The following is a 23,123-nucleotide window of genomic DNA, read 5'->3' on the forward strand; positions in this document are numbered from 1 at the left end:
ATTTCAGGAGAAACGGGGAGAGCGCGTGACTGCTGCCACCGGAGACGAGACCAACTACCTGGTCGGACTCAATTTGGCCGATCGTCGTGTGGTCGTGGTCGGTGGCGGAACGGTGGCACAGCGCAGGCTCGGGCTCCTGATCGCGTCGGGCGCGCGGGTGCATCTGATCAGCCGCGAGGTCACACCGGCGGTCGAGGGCATGGCGACTGCGGGACAGATCACAGTGGAACTTCGCGAATACCGGGACGGCGACCTCGCCGACGCCTGGTACGCCATCGCGTGCACCGACGAACCGGACACCAACGCCGCGATCGTCGCCGAGGCCGAACGGAACCGCGTGTTCTGCGTGCGCGCCGACAACGCCCGCTACGGGACGGCCGTCACCCCGGCGAGCGCGAGCTACGACGGGATGAGCATCGGTGTGCTGGCGGGCGGCGACCACCGCCGGTCCGCGGCCGTGCGCACCGCCCTCGTCGAGGGGTTGCAGTCCGGTGCGGTCGCCGACACGGCCGAGTCGCCCGCGGCCGGCGTCGCACTGGTCGGCGGCGGCCCGGGCGACCCCGACCTCATCACCGTGCGCGGCCGCCGACTGCTCGCCCGTGCCGACGTGGTGGTCGCCGACCGCCTCGCCCCGCCGGAACTGCTCGCCGAACTGGGCTCGGACGTCGAGGTCATCGACGCCGCGAAGATTCCCTACGGCCGCGCGATGGCGCAGGAGGCGATCAACGCCGCCCTCATCGACGGCGCGAAGGCCGGCAAGTTCGTGGTGCGACTCAAGGGCGGCGACCCGTACGTGTTCGGGCGCGGCTACGAGGAACTGGAGGCGTGCGCCGCCGCGGGTGTGCCCGTCACGGTCGTCCCCGGCATCACCAGCGCCATCTCCGTGCCCTCGGCCGCAGGCATCCCGGTCACGCATCGAGGCGTCACCCACGAGTTCGTCGTCGTCAGCGGTCACGTCGCCCCCGACCACCCGGATTCACTCGTCGACTGGTCGGCGCTGGCCCGGTTGAAGGGCACGATCGTGTTGCTGATGGCCGTCGAACGCATCGAGGCGTTCGCGACGGTCCTGATGGACGGCGGGCGTCCCGTGGACACCCCGGTCACGGTGATCCAGGAGGGAACCCTCCGGACGCAGCGCACCCTCCGGGCCGATCTCCAGACCGTCGCCGCGCGGGTCAAGGAAGAGCAGATCCGTCCCCCCGCCATCGTGGTCATCGGGCCCGTGGCCGGGTTTTCTGTGGACGCTGGGTAACGTGAACCCCCGTGTCTGAATCCCGAGTACCCGAAGGCGCGCCGTCGTCGAACCCGTCTGCGGCGAGAACCGCGGTGAATCCGCCCGCCGCCACCCGCGTGATGGGGCTGGCGATCGTCGTGCTGAGCGGGCTGCAGATGATGGTGGTCCTCGACGGCACCGTCGCCAACCTGGCGCTCGCGCCGCTGCAGGCCGACCTGGGTCTGAGCGACAGCGGTCGCAACTGGGTGCTCACGTCGTACGCGCTCGCGTTCGGTGGCCTCATGCTGCTGGGCGGACGGCTCGGTGACGCGTTCGGCCGGAAGAAGATGTTCGTCGGCGGTGTCGCCCTGTTCACCGTCGCCTCACTGTTGTGCGGCCTCGCGGTGGGCGAGTTCATGCTGATCGCGGCCCGGTTCCTGCAAGGCGTCGGCGCCGCGGTGGCGTCGCCGACGGCGCTGGCCCTGGTCGCGACCACGTTCGCGGCCGGACCCGCGCGTAACCAGGCCATCGCGATTTTCGCGGCCATGACGGGCATCGGGTCGATCGCGGGCCTGATCATCGGCGGCGCCCTCACCGAGGTGTCGTGGCGCCTGATCTTCCTCATCAACGTGCCCATCGGGGTCGTCATCGTGGGGTGCGCGTTCGTGGCGCTCAAGGAGACCGCGGGCGAACGCCTGGCTCTCGACGTTCCCGGGGCGGTCCTCGCGACGGTCGCCGCGACGGGGGTCGTGTTCGCGCTCACCGAGGGCCCGGAACTCGGCTGGGGCAGTCCGTACGTGGTCGGCGCGCTCGTCGCCGGACTGCTGCTGTTCGGCGCGTTCCTCTACGTCGAACGGACCGCCGACAACCCGCTGCTGCCGTTCTCGCTGTTCCACGACAAGAACCGGGTGGCGACGCTCGTCGCGATCTTCTTCGCCGGTGCCGTCATGTTCACGGTCGCCGCGTTCGTGGCGTTGTTCGTCCAGGACATCCTCGGCTACAGCCCCCTCGAAGCGGGGCTCGCGTTCATCCCGTTCGCGTTCGGCCTCGGCAGCGCCGCCGCGGTGGCGTCCAAGCTCGCCGTGCGGATCCAGCCGCGATGGCTGGTGGTCGCCGGCGCCGCGATCATGGTGGTCGGGCTGCTGTACGGGTCGACCCTCGACAGTTCCGCCACCTACCTGGCCAACCTGTTCGTACCGGTCATCGGGATCGGGTTCGGCGTCGGACTCGCCGTCGTCCCGCTCCCGCTGTGCGCCATCGCCGGAGTGTCGGAAACCGAGATCGGTCCACTCGCCGCCATCGCGCAGGTGGCGCAGACGCTCGGAGGCCCCCTCGCCCTCGCCGTCATCGGGGCGATGGCCACCTCGCGCACCCTGTCGCTCGGCGGCATCTCCGGCAAGGTCGCGGACATGAACCCGGCGCAACTCGAGGCACTGGGCAACGGCTACACCTTCGCCCTCGTCGGCAGCGCCGGTTGCGCCCTCATCGCCGGATTCGCCGCGCTGTTCATCCGCTTCACCCCGCAACAGGTCGCGCAGGCGCAGGCCGCCGAGAAGGCCGCGCAGCAGGCGTGAGCGTGGGCCGGCCAGTTTCGGCCCGGTTGTCGGAGACCGTCGCTAGCATCCGGTCATGGACTTCAAAATCGAGCTGATCATCCTGCCGGTGTCCGACGTGGACCGGGCCAAGGCGTTCTACGCCGACCAGGTCGGCTTCGTCGTCGACCACGATCACCGCGTGGACGAGAATGTGCGGTTCGTCCAGCTCACCCCGCCCGGTTCGGCGTGCTCGATCGCCGTCGGCGAGGGCCTGGTCGACACGCCGCCCGGCTCGGTGCACGGGTTGCAGATCGTCATCGACGACGCCGATGCCGCCCACGCGGAACTGTCGTCCCGCGGTGTTCCCGTCAGCGAGGTTCAGGATCTGGCGTGGGGGCGTTTCGTGTACTTCGCCGATCCCGACGGCAACCAGTGGGCGCTGCAGCAGCTTCCGCAACGCGGCTGACCCGTACGGCGGGCAGCAGAAATCGGCCCGCCCGCGCACGCCGGGCGGAGCATGATGGTCCTGTGCTCACACCCTCCCGCTCGTTCGGCACGGGGGCAGTCGCAGCGGTCCTTCTGCTGGCTGCCTGGGTGGCCGGGGTCCCGGCCACCGCCGCGCCCGCCGCACCGGACCCACGCGTCGGTCCGCTGTTCCTGGCCGGCACGCCGATCCATGTCTGCACCGGCTCTGTACTGGACAGCACGGACGGCGACCTCGTGCTCACCGCCGCGCACTGCATCGCGGGGTCCGGCGGCGCCCTGTCGTTCGCGCCCGGATACGACCGCGGCGTGGCCCCGTTCGGTGTGTGGACGGTGTCCCAGATCTACGTCGACCCGGCCTGGCTGGAGTCGCAGGATCCCCAGCACGACTACGCCGTCCTCCGCGTGGCGCCGAGTGGAACCACCGTGCCCGCCTCCATCGAATCGGTGGTCGGTGGCGGCTTCGAACTGGCACCCGCCCCGGCAGCCGAGACCACGGTGGCGGTCACCGGCTATCCGACGCTGGGCGACAGTCCGGTGTCGTGCACGGCCGCGACCACGTCGACGGACAGCTTTCCGACGGTGGTCTGCAACGGTCTCGGCGACGGAACGAGCGGTGGCCCGTGGGTGGCGGGTCCGCGGGTCGTCGCCCTCGTCGGGGGCCTGGACCACGGCGGGTGCACCGACTCGGTGTCCTACTCGCCGGCCTTCGGCGCCGCGACGCTCGACCTGCTGCAGCGCGCGGAGAGCCGCGGCGCGGGCGACTCGACACCGTTCGCGCTGCCCGGCACCTGCACCCGATCCTGACGGAGTCCGGAGTCCGGAGTCCGGAGTCCGGGGTCAGCGGGGTGCGGGACGGTACCGGCGCACGGGCCTGCCCGCACCCCCGTACTCGAGGCGGACCTCCAGCAGTCCCTCGGACAGATAGTGCTCGAGATAGCGGCGCACACTGACCCGGGAGAGTCCGGCGAGTTCGGCGCACTCGGTCGACGACAGTTCGCCCTTCGACCGCAGGATGTCGAGCACGAGGCGGCCGGTTTCGACGCTGAGTCCCTTCGGGAGCCTGCTCGGCTCCGGATTCCTGCCCTTGCCGCCGAAGAGGGAGTCGATCAGTGATTGGTCTGCGCCGGACTGTGATTCGAGGGCGCGGGCGCGGCGCCGGAAGTTCTCGAGCTTCTCCTGCAGCTGCGTGTAGTCGAACGGCTTGACCAGATAGTCGGAGGCGCCGCCGTGCAGTGCCCGGCTGACGGTGTCGATCTCCCGGGCGGCGGTGATCATGATGACGCCGACGGCATTGCCCTCGGCGCGCAGTCGCTGCAGGACGTCGAGGCCGGACATGTCCGGCAAATACACGTCCAGGAGCACGAGGTCGGGGTTGCCGGTGCGCACCGATTCGAGGGCCTCCGCGGCGGTCCGCGCCACCCCGACGGTGGTGAACCCCGGTGTCTTGTCGACGAATCGGCGGTGGATCTCCGCGACCATGAAGTCGTCGTCGACGACCAGGACCTCATACATCGCCACGCCGTCCCGTCATGGTCGGAGAGTCTAGCTACGCGGCACGTGGACGGTGAACAAGGCACCACCGGTGCCGGGTGCGTCCGAGACGGCCGCGGACCCGCCGTGCTGGGAGCTGACGAGACGGACCAGGGCGAGACCGATTCCGCGGCCGCCGGGTGTGCCGGGTTTCGAGGTGACCCCGCGGGAGAAGATCTCCTCCCGCATCGTCTCGGGAACTCCGGGGCCGGAATCGGCGACCTCGATGAGAATGCCGTCGTCGTCGGTGATCCGGATCGAGATCCGCGCGTCCCGGCCGCCCTCGGACACGTCGACGGCGTTGTCGATGAGGTTGCCTAGCACGGTGATCACGTCGGTGGCGAGTTCGGGGTCGAGGGCGTGCAGGTGCGAGTCCGGTTCCAGCGTCAGTGCCACTCCGGTCTCCGCGGCGAGCGACGTCTTCGCGATCAGCAGCGCGGCCACGGCCGGATCCGAGATACGTTGCGTGACAGCATCACTGATCTCCGCCCGGCGGCGGGTGAGGGTGCCGACGAACTCGGTGACCGCGTCGTAGTCGCCGAGCTGTGTCAGCCCCGAGATCGTGTGCAGCTGATTGGCGAACTCGTGCGTCTGCGCCCGCAGGGTGTCGGTGACACTTTTGTGCGAAGACAGCTGGCTCTGCATCGACGCCAGTTCGGTGCTGTCGCGCATCGTGGTGACGGTGCCGATCTTGTGGCCCTGGCTGGTCGCGGCGCGGCGGCTCAGCGCGAGCATCCGCGACGACGTCGACAGCACCACGTCGCGGCCGTCCTCCCCGGTGAGGAGATACTGCCGCACAGCGGGGTCGAGCGCGACGTCGTCGACGTGCCTGCCGACGGCGTCGCTGGTGAGGTCGAGTAGTTCCTGGGCGCTGTCGTTGAGCACGGTGATCACTCCGTCGGGGTTCACCGCGACCACCCCCTCGCGGATGCTGTGCAGCAGGGCCTCGCGATGGTCGGCGAGGCTTGCGATATCGGCGATTTCGAGTCCGCGGGTGTGGGTCTTGATCCGGCGCGACAGCAGCCACGAGCCGAGCAGCCCCAGACCGGCGCCGATTCCGAGATACAGGAGCAGGCGCGCCCCCGCGCTGCTGAGCAGGTCCCAGATGGACGGGTAGTCGTCGCTGACGGAGACGACCGCGAGGACGTCCCCGGTGGCGGACAGGATCGGGACGTGTCCGACGATGGCGTGGCGTCCGTCGACGTCCACGTCGCCCGACCAGGCGCGTCCGGTCATCACGTCGCTGGCGCCGAGTTCCGCGGGAACCCCGAGCCGGGTCGGGTCCGACGACACGGTGACCCCCCCGTTCGGCGCGACGATCTCGGCGAGCGTGGCGCCCGACAGGTTGACGGCGCGATCGACCTCCGGTGCCAGCACCCGCTCGACGGAGCGGTCCGACAGCTGGTCGCGCACCACCGGCGTCGACGCTACGTTCTCGGCCACCGCGATCATGCGCTGCCCCTGGAGGTCGCGGAATTCCACGGTCGACTGGTGGACCGACACCGCGGCCACCGCGAGCAGCACGACGCCGACGACGACGAGCTGGAGGAGCAGGACCTGGCCCGCGAGGCTACGAACGCGGGGATGAAGTGGTGACCACAATGAACTTAAGTTCCGTTTCGTTCGCATAGGTGACGTGCATCACGCCCGAGGTTCAGTATTGCGGAAGATCACATTCATGGCGAAATGGGGAACGATGTCGAGAACAGGTAGCGGGAGCAGGGTACGCGCGCTGCTCCTGCTCGCGCTCGTAGGCCTCCTAGTGGCCGGCTGCGGGGTCACCCGCGGCGAGGACGAGGGCCTGCACAGGGTGCGGATGATGGTTCCGAACAGTCCGGGCGGCGGCTACGACCTCACGGCGCGGACCGCGGTGAAGATCATGGAAGACGAGGACATCACCGGCCGCGTCGAGGTCTTCAACGTGATCGGCGCAGGTGGAACGGTGGCGATGGCCCGGTTGATGAACGAGGCCGGCAACGACGACCTCATGATGATGATGGGCCTCGGCGTCGTCGGCGCCGGCTACACCAACGGCTCCACCGCCCGTGTCTCCGATGCCACCGCGCTGGCCAAGGTGGTCGAGGAGCAGGAGGGCATTCTCGTGCCCGCGGATTCACCGCTGCAGACCGTCGACGACTTCGTGGCCGCCTGGCGCGCCGACCCGGCGTCGATCACCATCGGCGGCGGTTCCTCGCCCGGCGGCCCCGACCACCTGTTCCCGATGGAGACGGCACGCGCGGTGGGAGTGGACCCGAACGCGGTGAACTACGTGTCCTACGACGGCGGCGGCGACCTGCTGACGGCCCTGCTCGGCAAGAAGATCACCGCGGGCACGTCGGGGCTCGGCGAGTACGTGGACCAGATCGAGGCCGGCCAGGTCCGGGTCCTCGCGGTGTCGGGAAACGAGCGCGTCGAAGGTGTCGACGCGCCGACGCTCACCGAGGCCGGGGTGGACCTGACCTTCACCAACTGGCGGGGCGTCCTGGCTCCGCCCGGGCTGTCCGACGGCGCCAAGGCCGACATGGTCGAGGCGCTTCAAAAGTTGCACGACACACCGGAATGGAAGGAGGCCCTGGTGAAGAACGGTTGGAGTGACGCCTTCATGACGGGACCGGAGTTCGAGCAGTTCCTCCGGGACCAGGACGAGCGGGTCTCGTCCACGCTGGCCGAATTGGGGCTGGCATGACCGCGCCCGCAGAACCGTCCGTCGTCTCCGCGGACAGGGCGCCGAAGCGGAGGGACTACGCGCAGTTCGTCGTGTGCGCGGTGCTGGCCGTGATCGGGGTATTCCTCGTCGTCGACGCGCTGTCGCTCAGCGAGGGCTTCGCGAAGGTCGACCCGGTGGGCCCGCGACTGTTCCCGCTCGTCATCGGTGGGGGACTGCTGGTGTTGTCGGTGGTGTTCGCCGTCGCGATCCTGCGCGGCTCCACCGGGGACGCCGACAGCGGCGAGGACGTCGACCCGGACTCCCCGGGCGACTGGAAGACGGTCGGTCTGCTCGTCGGGTTGTTCGTGCTGACCATCGCGCTCGTCGACTTCCTGGGCTGGGCGATCATCGGCACCGTCCTGTTCGCCGGGGCCGCAACCATTCTGGGAAGCCGACACTGGGTGCGCAACATCGCGATCGGGGCCGTGCTCGGATTCGGCAGCTTCTACGCGTTCTACGTCGGGCTCGGAATACCGCTGCCCGCAGGCATTCTGGACGGAATTCTCTGACATGGACAATCTGAACTGGCTGCTGCAGGGGTTCGAGCAGGCGGCCACCCCCATGAACCTGCTCTACGCCTGCATCGGCGTTCTGCTCGGCACGGCGGTCGGTGTGCTCCCGGGCATCGGACCGGCCATGACCGTCGCCCTGCTGCTGCCCGTCACCTACAACGTCAGCCCGAGCGCCGCGTTCATCATGTTCGCCGGCATCTACTACGGCGGCATGTACGGCGGGTCGACGACGTCGATCCTGCTGAACACGCCGGGCGAGTCGTCCTCGGTGATCACGGCGATCGAAGGCAACAAGATGGCGAGAGCCGGCAGGGCCGCGCAGGCCCTGGCGACCGCCGCGATCGGGTCGTTCGTCGCCGGGTCCATCGGCACGATGCTTCTGGTGCTCTTCGCGCCTGCCGTCTCGAGTTTCGCGGTCACCCTCGGTGCGCCGTCCTACCTCGCGATCATGCTGCTCGCCCTCGTCGCCGTCACCGCGGTCCTCGGAACCTCCAAACTCCGCGGATGCATCTCCCTGCTCCTCGGTCTCGCGATCGGGTTGGTCGGCATCGACTTCCTCACCGGCCAGCCGCGTGCCACGTTCGGCATCCCGCAACTGTCGGACGGGATCGACATCGTCGTCGTCGCGGTCGCCGTGTTCGCGCTCGGTGAGGCCCTCTGGGTCGCCGCGCACCTCCGCCGCAAACCGGCCGAGGTCATCCCCGTCGGCAGGCCCTGGATGGGCAAGAGCGACTGGAAGCGGTCCTGGAAGCCGTGGCTGCGGGGCACCGCCTACGGGTTCCCGTTCGGTGCGCTGCCCGCGGGCGGCGCCGAACTGCCCACATTCCTCTCCTACATCACCGAGAAGAAGCTGTCGAAGCACAAGGACGAATTCGGCAAGGGCGCCATCGAAGGTGTCGCAGGCCCCGAGGCCGCCAACAACGCTTCGGCGGCAGGCACACTCGTGCCGATGCTCTCGCTGGGGCTACCCACCAACGCCACCGCCGCGGTCATGCTGACGGCCTTCGTGTCGTACGGCATCCAGCCGGGACCGACCCTGTTCGAGAAGGAACCGCTGCTGATCTGGACGCTGATCGCCAGCCTGTTCATCGGCAACTTCCTGCTGCTGGTGCTCAACCTTCCGCTCGCTCCGCTGTGGGCGAAGCTGCTCCGCACCCCGCGGCCCTACCTGTACGCGGGCATCCTGTTCTTCGCCGCCCTGGGCGCGTTCGCGGTCAACCTCCAATGGCTCGACCTGGCGCTGCTGCTGACGTTCGGGTTGCTGGGTCTGATGATGCGGAGGTTCGGGCTCCCGGTGCTGCCGCTGATCATCGGCGTCATCCTCGGGCCGCGCATCGAACGGCAACTGCGGCAGAGCCTGCAACTCGGCGGCGGCGACTGGGGCAGCCTGTTCACCGAGCCCGTCGCGATCATCGTCTACATCGTGATCGCCGTGCTCCTCATCGCACCCCTCGTCGCCAAGGTCGTCCGCGCGCACTACCCCGTCGCGGCACCCGATTTCCCTGACGGACCGGCCGGCGGCGACTCGACCGACACCAGAGAGAAGGCACACGCATGATCGTCGTTGGATACACCCCCGACCAGTTCGGAGGGGCGGCCCTCGAACACGGCGTCGCGGAGGCACAGCTGCGCGGAACGTCGCTGCTCGTGATCAACTCCTCGAAGGGCGACTCCCTCGCCGATCAGTCGTTCGCCGACAACGCGCACCTGCAGGAACTCGAAGGCAAACTGGCCGCGAGCGGGATCGACCACGAAGTCCGGCAGATCGTCGGGGACGAGACCGTCGACGTGATCCTCGAGGCGATGACGGCGCCGAACGCGGAACTACTCGTGATCGGCATCCGCGACCGCACCCCGGTCGGGAAGCTGTTGATGGGAAGCACCGCCCAGCGACTGCTGCTGTCCTGCCGCAAACCGGTCCTGGCCGTCAAGCCCGACGAGCGCTGACGCACCCGTGAGTACTTGTTAACCGCCGGCGGTTGATAAGTACTCACGGGTGGGGGTCAGTCGGTGAGGATGATCAGCTCGCGGTCCGACGCCACCTCGACGCGGAGTCCGGCCTTCGCCGCCACCCGGGCGACCCCGCGAACGTCCTGGGGTTCGGCGCGGGACACGGTGAGCGCACGCGCCAGCAGACCCTTGTGATGCTTGTTGAAATGGCTGACGACGCTCCGGGTGCCGTCCGGCTTCTCGGTGAGAACCGTGGCGATCACGGCCTCGGGGATCGGCCCGAGCTGCTGGTACGTCCCCGACCGCAGGTCGACGACGAGTCCGTCCGCCTCGGCGGTGATCGCCCGGGACAGTTCCGGCTTCCACAACGCCCGGAGGGTGCTCAGCCCGGGTAGCTTCGATCCGCCCGACAGCCGGTAGGCGGGGATCAGGTCACCGGCGCGGACCGCACCGAACAGTGCGGACCCCATCGCCAGCCGCGTCAGCGCCTTGGACTTCTGCGCCCTGGTGAACGATTTCGCGTCGAGCGCGCCGAACAGCACACCCGTGTACCGCTCGAGTGCGGGCCGGGTGGGGGAGACCCACAGTTTGGCGTTGCGCTCGATCTCGTCGGCCTGGGTGGGGCCGAGGCCGAGCGCGAGCTGCGACGCCTCCCCGTCCGCCGCAAGCGTTACCAGCGCCTGGACAAGCATTTCGCGGGTTTCGGTGAGCTGCGGCATGGACAGCTCGGCCAGGTCGAGGGGCGCGTCGGCGCCGCCGTCGGACTTGGTTTCGGAGGGAGGAAGTAGCACCAGCACGCAGGAAACCCTACCGACGCGCCCGGCCTCGTCCCAGCCGACTATTCTGGTATCCCGTGATTACCCGCCTGTCCCACCTGTTCCTCCGCACGCTGCGCGACGACCCCGCCGACGCCGAGGTCCCCAGCCACAAGCTGCTGGTCCGCGCCGGTTACGTGCGTCGAGTCGCGCCCGGTGTCTACTCGTGGCTGCCGCTGGGTCTGCGCGTGCTGCGCGAGGTCGAGCGGGTGGTGCGGGAAGAGATGAACGGCATCGGTGCGCAGGAGATCTCCCTGCCCGCGCTGCTGCCGCGGGAACCGTACGAGGCGTCCAACCGCTGGACCGAGTACGGCGACGGACTGTTCCGCCTGAAGGACCGCAAGGGCGGCGACTACCTGCTCGGCCCCACCCACGAGGAACTGTTCGCGCTCACCGTCAAGGGCGAGTACAACTCGTACAAGGATTTCCCGGTCACCCTGTATCAGGTGCAGACCAAGTACCGCGACGAGGAGCGTCCGCGGGCAGGCATTCTCCGTGGCCGCGAGTTCGTCATGAAGGACTCGTACTCCTTCGACCTCACCGACGAGGGCCTCACCGAGTCGTACCAGGCGCACCGCGACGCGTACGAGCGGATCTTCGCCCGGCTCGGCGTCAAGTACGTGATCGTGTCGGCGACGTCCGGTGCGATGGGCGGCAGCGCGTCGGAGGAGTTCCTCGCCGAGAGCGAGATCGGTGAGGACACCTATGTCCGCTGCGTCGAGTCCGGTTACGCCGCCAACGTGGAGGCCGTGAAGACGCTGGCTCCCGAGCCCATTCCGTTCGACGGACTGCCCGACGCGAAGGTGTACGACACCCCGGACACCCCCACGATCGCGACGCTCGTCGCGTGGGCGAACGACGCCGACCTCGGCCGGACCGTCACCGCCGCGGACACGCTGAAGAACATCCTCGTCAAGACCCGGCAGCCCGGCGGCGAGTGGGAACTGCTCGCCATCGGTGTTCCCGGCGACCGCGAGGTGGACGACAAGCGCCTCGGCGCCTCGCTCGAGCCCGCGGAGTTCGAACTGCTCACCGAAGCGGACTTCGAGGCCAACCCGTTCCTGGTCAAGGGATACGTCGGACCGAAGGCGCTGCAGGCCAACGGTGTCCGGTACCTCGTCGACCCCCGCATCGTCGACGGCACCAGCTGGATCACCGGAGCCGACGAGAAGGGCAAGCACGTCGTCGGGCTCGTCGCGGGCCGCGACTTCGTCCCGGACGGCACCATCGAGGCCGCCGAGGTCCGTGGCGGCGACCCGTCACCCGACGGTGCCGGTGAACTCGTCGCTGCCCGGGGCATCGAGATCGGTCACGTCTTCCAGCTGGGACGCAAGTACACGGACGTGTTCTCCGTGGACGTGCTCGGCGAGAACGGCAAGCCGGTCCGGCCCACCATGGGGTCCTACGGCGTCGGTGTCTCCCGCCTCGTCGCCGTGATCGCGGAACAGCACCACGACGAGAAGGGCCTGCGCTGGCCGGCCGAGGTGTCGCCCGCCGACGTGCACGTGGTGATCGCCAACAAGGACGACACCGCTCGCGAGGGCGCCGAGGGACTGGCCGCCGACCTCGACAAGGCCGGTCTCGAGGTCATCCTAGACGATCGCAAGGCGTCGCCGGGCGTGAAGTTCAAGGACTCCGAACTGCTCGGTGTCCCGCTGGTCGTGGTCGTCGGCCGCGGCTGGGGCGAGGGCAAGGTGGAGGTGCGGGACCGCTTCACCGGCGAGAGCCGCGAGGTGGCCGCCGAGTCGGCGCTGAGCGAGATCGTCAAGACCGTCAGGGGCTGATCAAACCGCCCCACGCCTTTCGTCCGGACTGTTAGCTTGGCCTGACACGTCCGGACGAAAGGCCTGCTGTGACGAACTCCCTGCTGTTCGATCCGAACTCCTACGATCCCGAGCATTTCGATCCGGAGACGCGCAGACTGCTGCGGGCGCTGATCGAGTGGTTCGAGTCGCGGGGCAAGAAGCGGCTCATCGAGGACGATCTCGAGGCGGTCTGGCCCGAGGACTTCCTGGAGTTCGTGAAACGGGAGAAGCTGTTCGCCACGTTCCTCACGCCCGCCGAGTCGGCGGACGGCGATCCCGGCAAGCGCTGGGACGCCGCACGCAACGCCGCGCTCAGTGAGATCTTCGGGTTCTACGGCTTGGCGTACTGGTACGCGTGGCAGGTGACGGTCCTGGGCCTCGGCCCCATCTGGATGAGCGGCAACCGGGCAGCGAAGGATCGCGCTGCGCAACTCCTCGACGACGGCGGTGTGCTGGCGTTCGGTCTGTCGGAACGGGAACACGGTGCGGACGTCTACTCGACGGACATGCTGCTGACCCCCGCCGGGGACGACCCGGATCTCGCGTTCACCGCGAGCGGCGACAAGTACTACATCGGAAACGGCAACGTCGCGGGCATGGTGTCGGTGTTCGGCAGGCGCACCGACGTCGAGGGCAGCGACGGCTACGTCTTCTTCGTCGCGGACAGCCGCCACCCGGCGTACCACCTGCAGGGCAACGTGGTGCACGGCCAGATGTACGTCAGCACGTTCCGGCTCGAGGACTACCCGGTGCGGGAAGAGGACATCCTGCACACCGGGGTCGCCGCATTCGAGGCCGCGCTGAACACGGTCAACGTCGGCAAGTTCAACCTGTGCACCGGTTCCATCGGTATCTCCGAGCACGCGTTCTACGAATCGATCACCCACGCGCACAACAGGATTCTGTACGGAAACCCCGTCACCGACTTCCCGCACGTGCGCGGAAACTTCGTCGACGCGTACAGCAGGCTGGTCGCGATGAAGCTGTTCAGCGCCCGCTCCGTCGACTACTTCCGCAGCGCGAGTCTCGACGACCGCCGGTACCTGCTGTTCAACCCGATGACGAAGGCGAAGGTCACGTCCGAGGGCGAGAAGGTGATCGCGCTCCTGCACGACGTGATCGCGGCGAAGGGCTACGAGAAGAACACCTACTTCCGGGAGGCCGCCCAGCTGATCGGCACCCTGCCGAAGCTCGAGGGCACGGTGCACGTCAACGTCGGCCTGATCCTGAAGTTCATGCCGAACTACTTGCTCAACCCCGCGGAGTACCCGGAGATCGGCACCAGGCTCGACGCCGCCGACGACGCGTTCTTCTGGGCGCAGGGACCGACCCGCGGCGCGGGCAAGATCCAGTTCCACGACTGGACGAAGGCGTACGAGGCGCATTCGGACGTCCCCAACGTGGCCCGGTTCCACGAGCAGGCGACGGCGTTGCGGGAACTGCTCACCACCGCCCCGCCCGACGCCGACCAGCAGAAGGACCTCGACTTCCTGCTCGACCTCGGGCACCTGTTCTCGCTCGTGGTCTACGGGCACCTGATTCTCGAGCAGGCCGACATCGCCGGCATCGACCGCGACCTGATCGACCAGATCTTCGACTTCCAGATCCGCGACTTCTCCCGTTATGCCGTTGCGCTGCACGGTAAATCGTCCGCCACCGACGCTCAGCAGCAGTGGGCACTCGGTGCGATCCGAAGGCCGGTCGTGGACGCGGAACGATTCTCGCGGGTGTGGGCGCAGGTGGAGAGCTACGACGGGGCGTACGAAATGCGGCCGTAGGCACGGCTCCACGGGGTGGGGCGGCGTCATCCCTCGGGGTGCCGCTTGCGCCCCCTGGGGTATCTGTCCGGGTGGGCGCTCTCAGCGCATTCTTATGTGGCAAGCAAAACCCCACCCCCACAGAAAGATCCACACATGGCACACACCTTCAAGCGCACCCTCTCCGCTCTCGCGATCGCGGGCTTCGCTCTCGCCGCCGGAGCAGGAATCGCCTCGGCCGACCCCGCAGGCGGAGCCGGCGGCGCCGGAGCTCCGGGTAGCTCGCAGGGCGGCGCCGGCGGTGCAGGCGGCAGCGCCAACGGCGGCTCTGCTGATGGCAACGTCAACAACCAGGGCGGTGTCATCATCGGTGGCGCAGCAGTGGGAGACGGCGCAACGGTGAACACGAACGTCGGCAACGGCGGCAACGCCAACGGAGGCAGCGCCAACGGCGGCGCGGGTGGCAACGGTGGTCCGGCCACCGGTGGTGCGGGTGGCAACGGTGGCGCAGGAGCCGGGGACAGCACCGAAAACTGCACGTTTGTCTTCTGCTTCTGACCGAGCTGTGATTACGCGATCTTCCTGAAGTTCGAGGGGCCGCCACCGCCAGGTGCCGGCCCCTCGGCCCGCCATCTCGCACTGCGAAAGGTTCTTCCATGTCGATGTCCTTCGACTTCTCCACCGCTCTGACACGCACGGGTGCTACCGTCGCGGCCGCATTCTTCGTCCTCGCCGCAGGTGCAGGCATCGCGTCCGCGGCCCCGGACACCCCCTCCGACGATCCTTCCGTGAGCAATCTGGCGCCCGGACCGAGCCCCCAGGGCGGCACCGTGACCATCGGCGGAGCGGCTGTCGGCACCGTGATCGCCGTCGACGGCATCAATGCCGGGCCGAACGGCGCGAGCGTCGGTGGCTACGACTTCGGCGGCGGTCAGGGGCAACCCTGGGGGTGACGGGTTCCCCACCCCGGGGTGCCTGGTGGTGCCCGTCCGGACACCGCATCCTGAATCGGCAGCAGAGAACACCCTCCAGCCGCGGGCGAGCCGGAGGGGGATTTCCGGCATGCCCGTGTCCACCCACCCCAGGGGTGGAATGCGCGACACCTCCGGGTGCGGAGGCCACTACTGGGGGTTCTGGTTGGTGCCGACGGTGCGCGGCAGAGTAGGGGACAAGCAAGAACGTAACGCTTCACCAGCCGCGAGCGAAGAAACCGAGGAGGCCATCATGACGAACACCCCGGTTGCACATGAGCACGAAGGTCGTCGTCTCACGGTCAGGACCGACGACGGGGTCCCGCTCGCGGTTCGCGAGTTCGGTTCGCCCGACGCGGCCACCACGGTGGTGTTCGTCCACGGTCACTGCCTGCGCACCGAATCCTGGTGGGCACTGCGCGAACAGCTGGTCCGCTTCTGGCGCAACGATGTTCGCATGGTCTTCTACGATCACCGGGGGCACGGCGAGTCGGGGGAGGCGCCGGCCGCCACCTACACGATCGATCAGCTCGGCCGCGACCTCGGCTCCGTCCTGGACGCCGTCGCACCGCACGGTCCGGTCGTCCTCGTCGGGCACTCGATGGGCGGGATGACCGCACTGTCCTACACGCGGCAGAACCCGCACACGATCGGCTCGCGGATCGTGGGCATGGCCCTGATCTCCACCGCGGCGTGCGATCTCGCCGAGGCCGGTCTCGGTCGCCACCTGCGCAGCCCGGCGGTGTCGCTGTTCCGCACCGCGGTGCGGCGGGCACCGCGGGTCGTGCACGGATCGAAGCGGGTGGGTCGCACCGTCTGCACGGCGATCGCCCGCGCGGCGAGCGCCCGCAACCGGGTCGTCGATCCGCGGCTCGCGGCTCTGGTCTCGGCCATGGTCAACACGACGTCCGTCGTCACCATGTCGAGCTTCCTCGAGTCCCTGCTCGGGTTCGACGAGCGGCACTCCCTGACGGCGCTCGCGCACATTCCGTCGCTGATCCTGTGCGGCTCGGTCGACATGCTGACCCCGTTCCAGCATTCCGTCGCGATGGCCTCGAAGCTCCCCGCTTCGGAACTCGTGAGCGTCGACGGCGCGGGACACTCGGTGATCCTCGACCGCGCGGCCGACGTCGCGCTCGCCATCATCGGACTCGTCGAGCGAATCGCCCATGGTGAGACGGCCGCGCGCGACCGCGAGCTGATGGCCGCGTGCTGATCAGAGATCGCGCTCGTTGATGATGCCGCTGCGCATGGCCCGCTCGGCAAGGCTGACCCGCTTCTGATTCTGCGGGAGATCGCCGACGCCGAACTTCGCGAACAGTGCGCGCAGGTGAGTCTTGATCGCGTCGACGCTGAGGAACAGTTCCTGCGCGATCTGCTGGTTCGAGGCGGGATTCGCGAACGCGGCGCCGTGCTTGTACGGCCTGCAGAGCGCCGTCAGGACCGCCCGCTGGGTGTCGGTGAGGGACCGGACGTCGGGCATGTCGGTCCCCATTCGGGTGGCCTCGTCGAGAGCGCCACCGAATTCCAGGTACCGGATCTTGGTTCCGCCGATGCGGATGCTGTCGCCCTGCCGGAGCCGCCGCCTGCCCGCGAGCCGCTCGCCGTTGACGAACGTGCCGTTACGGGAAAGTCCGTCGTCGAGGATGGTCCAATGCGAGCCGACGCATTCGAGCACGGCATGGAGTCGCGAGACCTCGTCGTCCTCCGTGAGAAGGAGATCGGAGCCGGGCGACCGTCCGATCGTGACGCGCGCGGAAGTGGGGGAGAGGTCCACGGTGTGGTGGTGACCCTCCCTGTCGGAATAGCTCAGTCGAGACTCAACGGCTCGGTCCACGGGGACACCCCTTCCGCACGCTTCCATCGTGCCCTCCAGTGTGTCCGATGAGCAAGATCAAGAGCGGAAATCGCCGATCACGGATCAGTTCTCGGAGCCTGCGGCGTCCAGGGTGTTTCCGAATGCGCACACGGCGAGTTCCTCGAGCGCCGGATCCTGCCCGGCATGCTCGGGTACCTGCATGGCGAGCAGGGTGTTGAGCAGCATTCCGTTGGCGATGAAGATGCGGGCCCGTTCGGGGCTGCAGGCGGTGCGTGTGCGGATCTGCGTGTAGAGCCGGGACATCCAGTCGCGCGCCAGTGCGCCGATCTCCGGGTTCGCGCCGGACGTGAAGCCGTGCATCATCACGAGCAGGAGGTCGCGGTCCTCGAGCAACTGGGTGTACGCGACGCCCATCGGGAGCCACGACTCGTCGTTCTCGGGGTCGGCGGCGACACCGTCGAACCAGGGTTCGAAGGTGTCGAGAATCCGCGACATCGCGCGGTCGAAGACGTCGGCGAACAGCCGCGATTTCGAACCGAACATGCGGACCACGTACGGCTGCGACACGCCGGCCTCGCGTGCGACGGCGTCGGTGCTGGTGCCGTGATAGCCGTCCCTGGCGAACGCGCGGGAGGCGGCGGCCAGTACGAGTTCGCGCCGTTCCGTAGCGCTCATGCGGGTCTGTTTCACGGGCGGGGCCATGTTGACATGTTATCAGTTGATTACTAGTCTGCGAAATAAGTAATCATCTGATGCTTACAACTTCTGTTTTCCTCTACCCACGACTCGGATGTGAGGTCCCGTCATGACGACACTCTCCGAACGCCTCGACCACGAATCGGCGCCGCCGCCCCCGGGCCGCGGCCGAACGGTGCCGGTATGGCTGGCGATCGCCGCCGCCTCGATCCCGATGTTCATGGCCACCCTCGACAACCTCGTGATGACCAGCGCCCTGCCGGTGATCCAACGCGACCTGAGCGCTTCGGTGGGGCAGTTGCAGTGGTTCATGAACGCCTACACGCTGGCCTTCGCGACCTTGATGCTGACGCTGTCGGCGCTGGGCGACCGCCTCGGACGTCGTCGTGTGTTCCTCTGGGGCATAGCGCTCTTCGCGCTAGCGTCGATCGCCTCGGCGCTGTCGACCACCTCCGAGATGCTGATCGCGGCGCGCGCCGTCCAGGGCGTCGGCGCGGCCGCGATCATGCCACTCTCCCTCACCCTGCTCGCCGGCGCCGTGCCGCTCGCCAAGCGGGCCCTCGCCATCGGGATCTGGGGCGGCGTCTCGGGCCTCGGAATCGCTCTCGGCCCGGTGATCGGCGGCGCCGTCGTCGACGGGGTGTCGTGGCAGGCCGTGTTCTGGATCAACGTTCCCGTCGCCGCGGTCGCGATCCCGTTGGCGCTCTATGCGCTCGGCGAGTCGAAGGGGAAGCGGCAACCACTGGATCCGCTCGGCGTCGTGCTGGCCGGCGCCGCGGTGTTCCTCGGAGTCTGGGGCATCGTGCACGGCAACGGCGACGGCTGGACAAGTGCCACGGTTCTCGGCGCCCTCGTCGCGGCGGTGGTGCTGCTCGCGGCGTTCGTGGTGCGCGAGTTGCGCACACCGTTTCCGGTGATGCCGCTGCGGCTGTTCCGGTCCCGCCAGTTCTCCCTGGCCAACGTGATCGGGCTGACGTTCACGCTGGGAATGATGGGTGCCGTCTTCCTCCTGTCGCAGTACCTCCAGATCGTCATGGGGTATACCCCGTTCGAGGCCGGCCTGCGGACGCTCCCGTGGACGGCGGCCCCCATGGTGGTGGCGCCGATCGCAGGGTTGCTCGCGCCTCGGCTGGGCGTCCGGACGCTCCTCGTCACCGGACTGGTGCTGCAGGGACTGTCACTGCTCTGGATGGCGTCGCTCATCGTTCCCGGCGCCACCTACTCCAGCATGGTGCCGGCGTTCGTGATGGCCGGTGCGGGAATGGGTCTGACGTTCGCCCCCAACGCGACCGCCGTCCTGGCCGACATGCCCGAGGCCGACCACGGCACGGCCAGTTCGACCAACGCGACGCTCCGGGAGATCGGAGTCGCGCTGGGGATCGCGTTGCTGACCGCGGTGTTCCTCGGGGCGGGCGGCAGTCTCACGCCGACCGGGTACATCGACGCCCTCGCGCCGGCCCTGTACGTGGGAGCCGGATCCGTGGCGGTCGCGGTCGTCGCCGCCGCCCTCATGCCCGGACGATCGAAGGCGGTCCTGGCGTCGACGTGAAAGTCGCACTGAGCGGGCCGGGCCGGTCGTCAGTCCTGCCAGCCCGGCCGGACCAGGCCCCACTCGTACGCCAGGACCACCAGTTGGGTGCGGTCCCTGGCACCGAGTTTCAGCAGAATCCGGCTGACGTGCGTGCGGGCGGTGGCGGGGCTCAGGAACAGCCGCGAACCGATCTCGGCGTTGGTGAGACCCTCGGCGATCAGGATCATCACCTCGCGTTCACGATCGGTGAGGTCGTCGAGGCGACTGGACTGGGGCGGCCGTTTGGCGTGAGTCGCGAACTCCGCGACCAGCTTCCGCGTGACGGACGGCGACAGCAGGGCATCCCCGTCGGCCACCACGCGGACCGCCCGCACCAGTTCGGCGGGTTCGGTGTGTTTGACGAGAAAACCCGTCGCCCCCGCGCGCATGGCCTCGAACACGTACTCGTCCAGTTCGAACGTGGTGAGCACCACCACCCGCACACCGGACAGCGCAGGATCAGAAGCGATCCGCCGGGTCGCCTCCAGTCCGTCGAGCACCGGCATCCGGATGTCCATGAGGACGACGTCGGGAACCAGTGTGCGAGTCAGGCTCACCGCCTGCTCCCCGTTCTCGGCCTGACCGGCCACGGTGATGTCCGGCTGGGCGTCGAGCAGGGCGGCGAAACCCGCCCGCACGAGGGCCTGGTCGTCGGCGACGAGGACGCGAATCGTCATGCCCGGCCCGCCGGGTCGTGGGCGAGGGGGAGCGTCGCCTGCACCCGGAAACCGCCGCCCGGTCCGCTCCCGGCGGTCAGCTCACCACCGAGGGCGCGGGCGCGTTCCCGCATGCCGGGGATGCCGTTTCCGCCGCCACCGGTCGATGCGCCGTCCGGGCCTCGTCCGTCGTCGTCGATCCGGACGCGGACGGACGTGGGTGAGTACGTCACCGTGACATCGGCCGACGAGCCGCCGGAGTGGCGGGCCACGTTGGTCAGCGACTCCTGCACGATGCGCGCCGCAGCGACGTCGACCACGGCGGGCAACGGCCGCGGTGCGCCCTCGACGACCGTCGTCACCGCGAGACCCGCGGCGCGGGCGCGCTCGACCACGCTGTCCAGGTCCCCGATCCCGGCGGTGGGCGCGGTGGGCGGGCTGTCGTCGCCGCCGCGCAGCGACGCCAGCAGCGCGTGGACGTCGCCGATCGCGTCGCGGCTCGCGACCTTGATCGCGGACAGTGCCTCCTGCGACTGTTCGGGTCTGCTGTCCCACAGCTCGAGTGCGACCGACGCCTGCACGTTGATGAGCGAAAGACTGTGTGCCAGAACATCGTGCAGCTCACGGGCGATCGCGAGCCGCTCCTCGCTGGCCCGGCGGCGCTGCTCGTCCAGGGTGCTGCGTTGCGCCGCCTCGGCGCGTTGCCTGCGGGCGTCGAGCGTCCCGCGGCGCTGACGGATGATCTCGGCGGCGGCGAGGAGCACCAGCAACCAGGCTGCGATACCGGTGAGGGCGAGGAGCGACGGGGCCTCAGAAGCGGACACCGCCGGCACGGCGAAGACGATCAGCACGTAACCGACCGCGAGGATCGGATACGTGTGCCAGCGCGACCCGGCCGTCGCGGCGCTCAGAAACGCGACCACGAGCGACAGGAACACGGGGCCGTACCCGTAACCCTGGGCGACGTACAGGACCGTGACGGCCAGGACGACGAGCAGGACCGTGACCGGCCACCGTCGCAGGAAGAGCAGCGCGAGCGGACCGCACACCAGCAACACGAAGCCCGCCGCGTCCAGCGGCGTCGCCCACGACTGGTTGTGGTTGGCGCCCACACTGCCGACGACCTGCACGATTGCGACACCCAGCGCGATCAGGGCGTCCCGCGGGGCGATCGACGTGTCCCTTTGGTCGGTGTGCACCACCCGAACGTAGACCGGTTCCGGCGACGCTGTCATCGTCCGCGACACGTACGTGAGGTGACGCGCGCAGGCGGATGTGCGCGTCGTCCGCGGAGTCGAGGCTGGAGTCATGACTTCCGACATCGTGGTCACAGACAGGTTGACCAAACGCTACGGCGAACACACGGCGGTCGACGCCGTCAGCCTGACCGTGCGGGCGGGCGAGGTGTACGGGTTCCTCGGCCCGAACGGTGCAGGCAAGACCACCACACTGCGCATGCTCACGGGCCTGGTCCGGCCGACCTCCGGGACCGCGACGCTCTTCGGGTGCGCACCCGGTGACAGCACGGCGGCGGCCCGCACCGGGGTGCTGATCGAAGGCCCCGGCTTCTTCCCCTACCTGTCGGGTCGCGACAACCTGCGGGTACTGAGCAGGTACCGCCGGGTGCCGGACGACGCGGTGGAATCCGCGCTGCACCGGGTGGGCCTGCGCGATCGCGGACACGACCGTTTCCGCACCTACTCGCTCGGGATGAAGCAACGTCTCGGTGTCGCGGCCGCACTTCTCGGCGAACCCGACCTGCTGATCCTGGACGAACCCACCAACGGGCTCGACCCGGCCGGGATGGCCGAGATGCGGGAACTGATAGTCGAACTCGCGGACTCCGGGCATTCCGTGATGCTCTCCAGCCACATGCTCAGCGAGGTGCAGGAGATCTGCGATCGCGTCGGCGTGATCTCGCGCGGGGAGCTGATCGCGCAGTCCACCGTCGCCGAACTGCGCGGTGGCACCAGCCTGCTGGTGCGCGCCGATCCGAGGGAACGGGCGGCGGTGGTGCTCGAGGAGCTGCTGGGACCCGACGTCGTCGACACGGCGGGGGACGCGCTCGCCGTCGCCGTGTCGCCGGAACTGGCGCCGAAGGTGGCCCGTGTTCTCGTCGACGCGGGAATAGACCTGCACGAGTTGTCCCGGCGGGAGCGATCGCTCGAGGACGTCTTCTTCGCGATGACGTCGGACGGCAGTCCCGGCGACCGCACGGCAAGCAACGATCCGAGGGGAATGTCATGAATGCAGTGATCGCCAGCACCCGAGCCGAGCTTCTCCGACTGCGGAAATGGCCGTCCATGTGGGTGCTGCTCGCCGCGTGGATCGTGCTGAACCTGGTCTTCGTCTACCTGTTCAACTACATCACGTTCAAGACCGGCGGCACTACCGACATGGCGTCGTCCGCGCCCCCGGACGTGCTGCTCGCGCAGATGCTGCCCGCGGCGGTGCCCCAGGTGTTCACCCAGGGTATGGCCATGTTCGGGGGTGCGCTGATGCTCATCCTCGGCGCCCTCACCATCGGCAGCGGCTACGGGTGGGGGACGTGGAAGACCGTGTTCACCCAGGGGCCTTCGCGATCGGCCGCACTCGCCGGAACGCTCCTCGCGTTGCTGACCGTGGTGATCGGACTCGTCCTCACCGTGGCGGCCGTCGACGTCGGGGTGGCCACCGTCATCGCCACGGTCGAATCGGAGCCGGCGAATCTGCCTGCCGCCTCACCGATGCTGAAGGCGCTCGCCTCCGGGATGCTCATCCTCGCCATGTGGACCGCTGCCGGTGTCCTCGTCGGCGCCCTCGCGCGGGGGCCCGCGTTGTCCGTCGGTCTCGGCCTCGTGTGGGTGCTGGTGGTCGAAAACCTGCTCCGCGGAGTCGCCGCCATCCTCGACCCCGTGTCGGTGGTGACGGACCTCCTCCCCGGCACCGCCGCGGGCTCGCTGACCGGCTCCCTCCGCGACTTCGGCGGCGACACCACCCCCGGTGTCCTGAACATCCTCGACGGCAGCACGTCGGTACTCGTCCTGGCCGGTTACGTCGCCGCATTTGCGGTGGGCACGCTCTGGCTCGTCCGCCGCCGCGACGTGAACTGACGGACACTG

23 protein-coding genes are annotated in these 23,123 nt (G+C 68.9%); 16 read left to right on the forward strand and 7 right to left on the reverse strand.

Annotation, left to right across the window (positions count from 1 at the left end; genetic code table 11):
• Positions 1 to 25: 25 nt before the first annotated feature.
• The 4 genes from cobA (at position 26) to MLGJGCBP_RS25885 (ending at position 4,038) form a co-directional block, all read left to right on the forward strand.
• Positions 26 to 1,252, forward strand: coding sequence for a uroporphyrinogen-III C-methyltransferase (gene cobA / locus MLGJGCBP_RS25870; RefSeq protein WP_087555985.1), 1,227 nt, complete (start codon positions 26 to 28; stop codon positions 1,250 to 1,252).
• A gap of 101 nt (positions 1,253 to 1,353) precedes the next feature.
• Complete coding sequence (locus MLGJGCBP_RS25875) at positions 1,354 to 2,787, forward strand: MFS transporter (RefSeq protein ID WP_236581373.1); 1,434 nt, start codon at positions 1,354 to 1,356, stop codon at positions 2,785 to 2,787.
• A 55-nt stretch (positions 2,788 to 2,842) separates the two neighbouring features.
• Positions 2,843 to 3,214 carry a glyoxalase superfamily protein gene (locus tag MLGJGCBP_RS25880; RefSeq protein ID WP_087555712.1) on the forward strand — a complete coding sequence of 124 codons (372 nt, stop codon included), beginning with the start codon at positions 2,843 to 2,845 and terminating at the stop codon, positions 3,212 to 3,214.
• Positions 3,215 to 3,276: 62 nt separating this feature from the next.
• Positions 3,277 to 4,038 carry a trypsin-like serine peptidase gene (locus tag MLGJGCBP_RS25885; protein WP_160098938.1) on the forward strand — a complete coding sequence of 254 codons (762 nt, stop codon included), beginning with the start codon at positions 3,277 to 3,279 and terminating at the stop codon, positions 4,036 to 4,038.
• A 33-nt stretch (positions 4,039 to 4,071) separates the two neighbouring features.
• Here the strand turns inward: MLGJGCBP_RS25885 and MLGJGCBP_RS25890 are convergent, their stop codons facing one another.
• Together MLGJGCBP_RS25890 and MLGJGCBP_RS25895 are read right to left on the reverse strand one after the other, a co-directional pair.
• Positions 4,072 to 4,746 carry a response regulator gene (locus MLGJGCBP_RS25890; protein WP_160098940.1) on the reverse strand — a complete coding sequence of 225 codons (675 nt, stop codon included), beginning with the start codon at positions 4,744 to 4,746 and terminating at the stop codon, positions 4,072 to 4,074.
• A gap of 30 nt (positions 4,747 to 4,776) precedes the next feature.
• On the reverse strand, positions 4,777 to 6,393 hold the full coding sequence (locus MLGJGCBP_RS25895) for a sensor histidine kinase (protein WP_160098942.1): 1,617 nt from the start codon (positions 6,391 to 6,393) through the stop codon (positions 4,777 to 4,779).
• A gap of 67 nt (positions 6,394 to 6,460) precedes the next feature.
• Here MLGJGCBP_RS25895 and MLGJGCBP_RS25900 point away from each other — a divergent pair, with 67 nt between their 5' ends.
• Genes MLGJGCBP_RS25900 through MLGJGCBP_RS25915 form a run of 4 tightly spaced genes read left to right on the forward strand, consistent with a single transcriptional unit; the run spans position 6,461 to position 9,930 of the window.
• On the forward strand, positions 6,461 to 7,450 hold the full coding sequence (locus MLGJGCBP_RS25900; RefSeq protein ID WP_160099049.1) for a Bug family tripartite tricarboxylate transporter substrate binding protein: 990 nt from the start codon (positions 6,461 to 6,463) through the stop codon (positions 7,448 to 7,450).
• Positions 7,447 to 7,980: a tripartite tricarboxylate transporter TctB family protein gene (locus MLGJGCBP_RS25905; protein ID WP_160098944.1), complete on the forward strand. Its 534-nt coding sequence runs from the start codon at positions 7,447 to 7,449 to the stop codon at positions 7,978 to 7,980. The genes MLGJGCBP_RS25900 and MLGJGCBP_RS25905 overlap by 4 nt, the downstream gene beginning before the upstream one ends.
• A 1-nt stretch (position 7,981) precedes the next feature.
• Positions 7,982 to 9,541, forward strand: coding sequence for a tripartite tricarboxylate transporter permease (locus MLGJGCBP_RS25910; protein ID WP_072937858.1), 1,560 nt, complete (start codon positions 7,982 to 7,984; stop codon positions 9,539 to 9,541).
• On the forward strand, positions 9,538 to 9,930 hold the full coding sequence (locus MLGJGCBP_RS25915; protein ID WP_160098946.1) for a universal stress protein: 393 nt from the start codon (positions 9,538 to 9,540) through the stop codon (positions 9,928 to 9,930). Before MLGJGCBP_RS25910 ends, MLGJGCBP_RS25915 begins: the two co-directional genes overlap by 4 nt.
• A 56-nt stretch (positions 9,931 to 9,986) precedes the next feature.
• Here the strand turns inward: MLGJGCBP_RS25915 and yaaA are convergent, their stop codons facing one another.
• Positions 9,987 to 10,730 carry a peroxide stress protein YaaA gene (gene yaaA, locus MLGJGCBP_RS25920; RefSeq protein WP_160098948.1) on the reverse strand — a complete coding sequence of 248 codons (744 nt, stop codon included), beginning with the start codon at positions 10,728 to 10,730 and terminating at the stop codon, positions 9,987 to 9,989.
• A gap of 56 nt (positions 10,731 to 10,786) precedes the next feature.
• Between yaaA and MLGJGCBP_RS25925 the strand changes: the two genes are divergently transcribed.
• From MLGJGCBP_RS25925 to MLGJGCBP_RS25945, 5 genes are all read left to right on the forward strand, one after another.
• Positions 10,787 to 12,532 carry a proline--tRNA ligase gene (locus tag MLGJGCBP_RS25925; RefSeq protein ID WP_160098950.1) on the forward strand — a complete coding sequence of 582 codons (1,746 nt, stop codon included), beginning with the start codon at positions 10,787 to 10,789 and terminating at the stop codon, positions 12,530 to 12,532.
• A 68-nt stretch (positions 12,533 to 12,600) separates the two neighbouring features.
• Entirely contained in the window at positions 12,601 to 14,331 is a 1,731-nt protein-coding gene (locus MLGJGCBP_RS25930) for an acyl-CoA dehydrogenase family protein (RefSeq protein ID WP_160098952.1), read from the forward strand.
• A 135-nt stretch (positions 14,332 to 14,466) separates the two neighbouring features.
• Positions 14,467 to 14,868, forward strand: a complete 402-nt coding sequence (locus tag MLGJGCBP_RS25935) for a hypothetical protein (RefSeq protein WP_087555720.1) — start codon at positions 14,467 to 14,469, stop codon at positions 14,866 to 14,868.
• 98 nt (positions 14,869 to 14,966) lie between these two features.
• The gene (locus MLGJGCBP_RS25940) at positions 14,967 to 15,263 is read left to right on the forward strand and encodes a hypothetical protein (RefSeq protein WP_087555721.1); all 297 of its coding nucleotides are present in this window, start codon (positions 14,967 to 14,969) and stop codon (positions 15,261 to 15,263) included.
• 271 nt (positions 15,264 to 15,534) lie between these two features.
• Complete coding sequence (locus tag MLGJGCBP_RS25945; RefSeq protein ID WP_087555722.1) at positions 15,535 to 16,497, forward strand: alpha/beta fold hydrolase; 963 nt, start codon at positions 15,535 to 15,537, stop codon at positions 16,495 to 16,497.
• Here the strand turns inward: MLGJGCBP_RS25945 and MLGJGCBP_RS25950 are convergent, their stop codons facing one another.
• Together MLGJGCBP_RS25950 and MLGJGCBP_RS25955 are read right to left on the reverse strand one after the other, a co-directional pair.
• Positions 16,498 to 17,145 carry an FHA domain-containing protein gene (locus MLGJGCBP_RS25950; RefSeq protein WP_087555723.1) on the reverse strand — a complete coding sequence of 216 codons (648 nt, stop codon included), beginning with the start codon at positions 17,143 to 17,145 and terminating at the stop codon, positions 16,498 to 16,500.
• 57 nt (positions 17,146 to 17,202) lie between these two features.
• Positions 17,203 to 17,802 carry a TetR/AcrR family transcriptional regulator gene (locus MLGJGCBP_RS25955; RefSeq protein WP_160098954.1) on the reverse strand — a complete coding sequence of 200 codons (600 nt, stop codon included), beginning with the start codon at positions 17,800 to 17,802 and terminating at the stop codon, positions 17,203 to 17,205.
• A 103-nt stretch (positions 17,803 to 17,905) separates the two neighbouring features.
• Between MLGJGCBP_RS25955 and MLGJGCBP_RS25960 the strand changes: the two genes are divergently transcribed.
• Positions 17,906 to 19,345, forward strand: a complete 1,440-nt coding sequence (locus tag MLGJGCBP_RS25960; protein WP_160098956.1) for an MFS transporter — start codon at positions 17,906 to 17,908, stop codon at positions 19,343 to 19,345.
• A gap of 29 nt (positions 19,346 to 19,374) precedes the next feature.
• On the opposite strand, the gene MLGJGCBP_RS25965 is transcribed toward MLGJGCBP_RS25960, so the two are convergent.
• Positions 19,375 to 20,043 (reverse strand): response regulator transcription factor, encoded by a 669-nt coding sequence (locus MLGJGCBP_RS25965; protein WP_087555726.1) that lies wholly within the window; start codon positions 20,041 to 20,043, stop codon positions 19,375 to 19,377.
• Positions 20,040 to 21,257 carry a sensor histidine kinase gene (locus MLGJGCBP_RS25970; RefSeq protein ID WP_236581362.1) on the reverse strand — a complete coding sequence of 406 codons (1,218 nt, stop codon included), beginning with the start codon at positions 21,255 to 21,257 and terminating at the stop codon, positions 20,040 to 20,042. Before MLGJGCBP_RS25970 ends, MLGJGCBP_RS25965 begins: the two co-directional genes overlap by 4 nt.
• 73 nt (positions 21,258 to 21,330) lie before the next feature.
• On the opposite strand from MLGJGCBP_RS25970, the gene MLGJGCBP_RS25975 reads away from it, so the two are divergent.
• Positions 21,331 to 22,269 carry an ABC transporter ATP-binding protein gene (locus MLGJGCBP_RS25975; RefSeq protein WP_160098958.1) on the forward strand — a complete coding sequence of 313 codons (939 nt, stop codon included), beginning with the start codon at positions 21,331 to 21,333 and terminating at the stop codon, positions 22,267 to 22,269.
• On the forward strand, positions 22,266 to 23,114 hold the full coding sequence (locus MLGJGCBP_RS25980; protein ID WP_160098960.1) for an ABC transporter permease subunit: 849 nt from the start codon (positions 22,266 to 22,268) through the stop codon (positions 23,112 to 23,114). Before MLGJGCBP_RS25975 ends, MLGJGCBP_RS25980 begins: the two co-directional genes overlap by 4 nt.
• The last annotated feature ends 9 nt before the right edge of the window (positions 23,115 to 23,123 follow it).

The sequence above is a fragment of the Rhodococcus sp. T7 genome, from assembly GCF_009872365.1.
Classification (GTDB): domain Bacteria; phylum Actinomycetota; class Actinomycetes; order Mycobacteriales; family Mycobacteriaceae; genus Rhodococcus_F.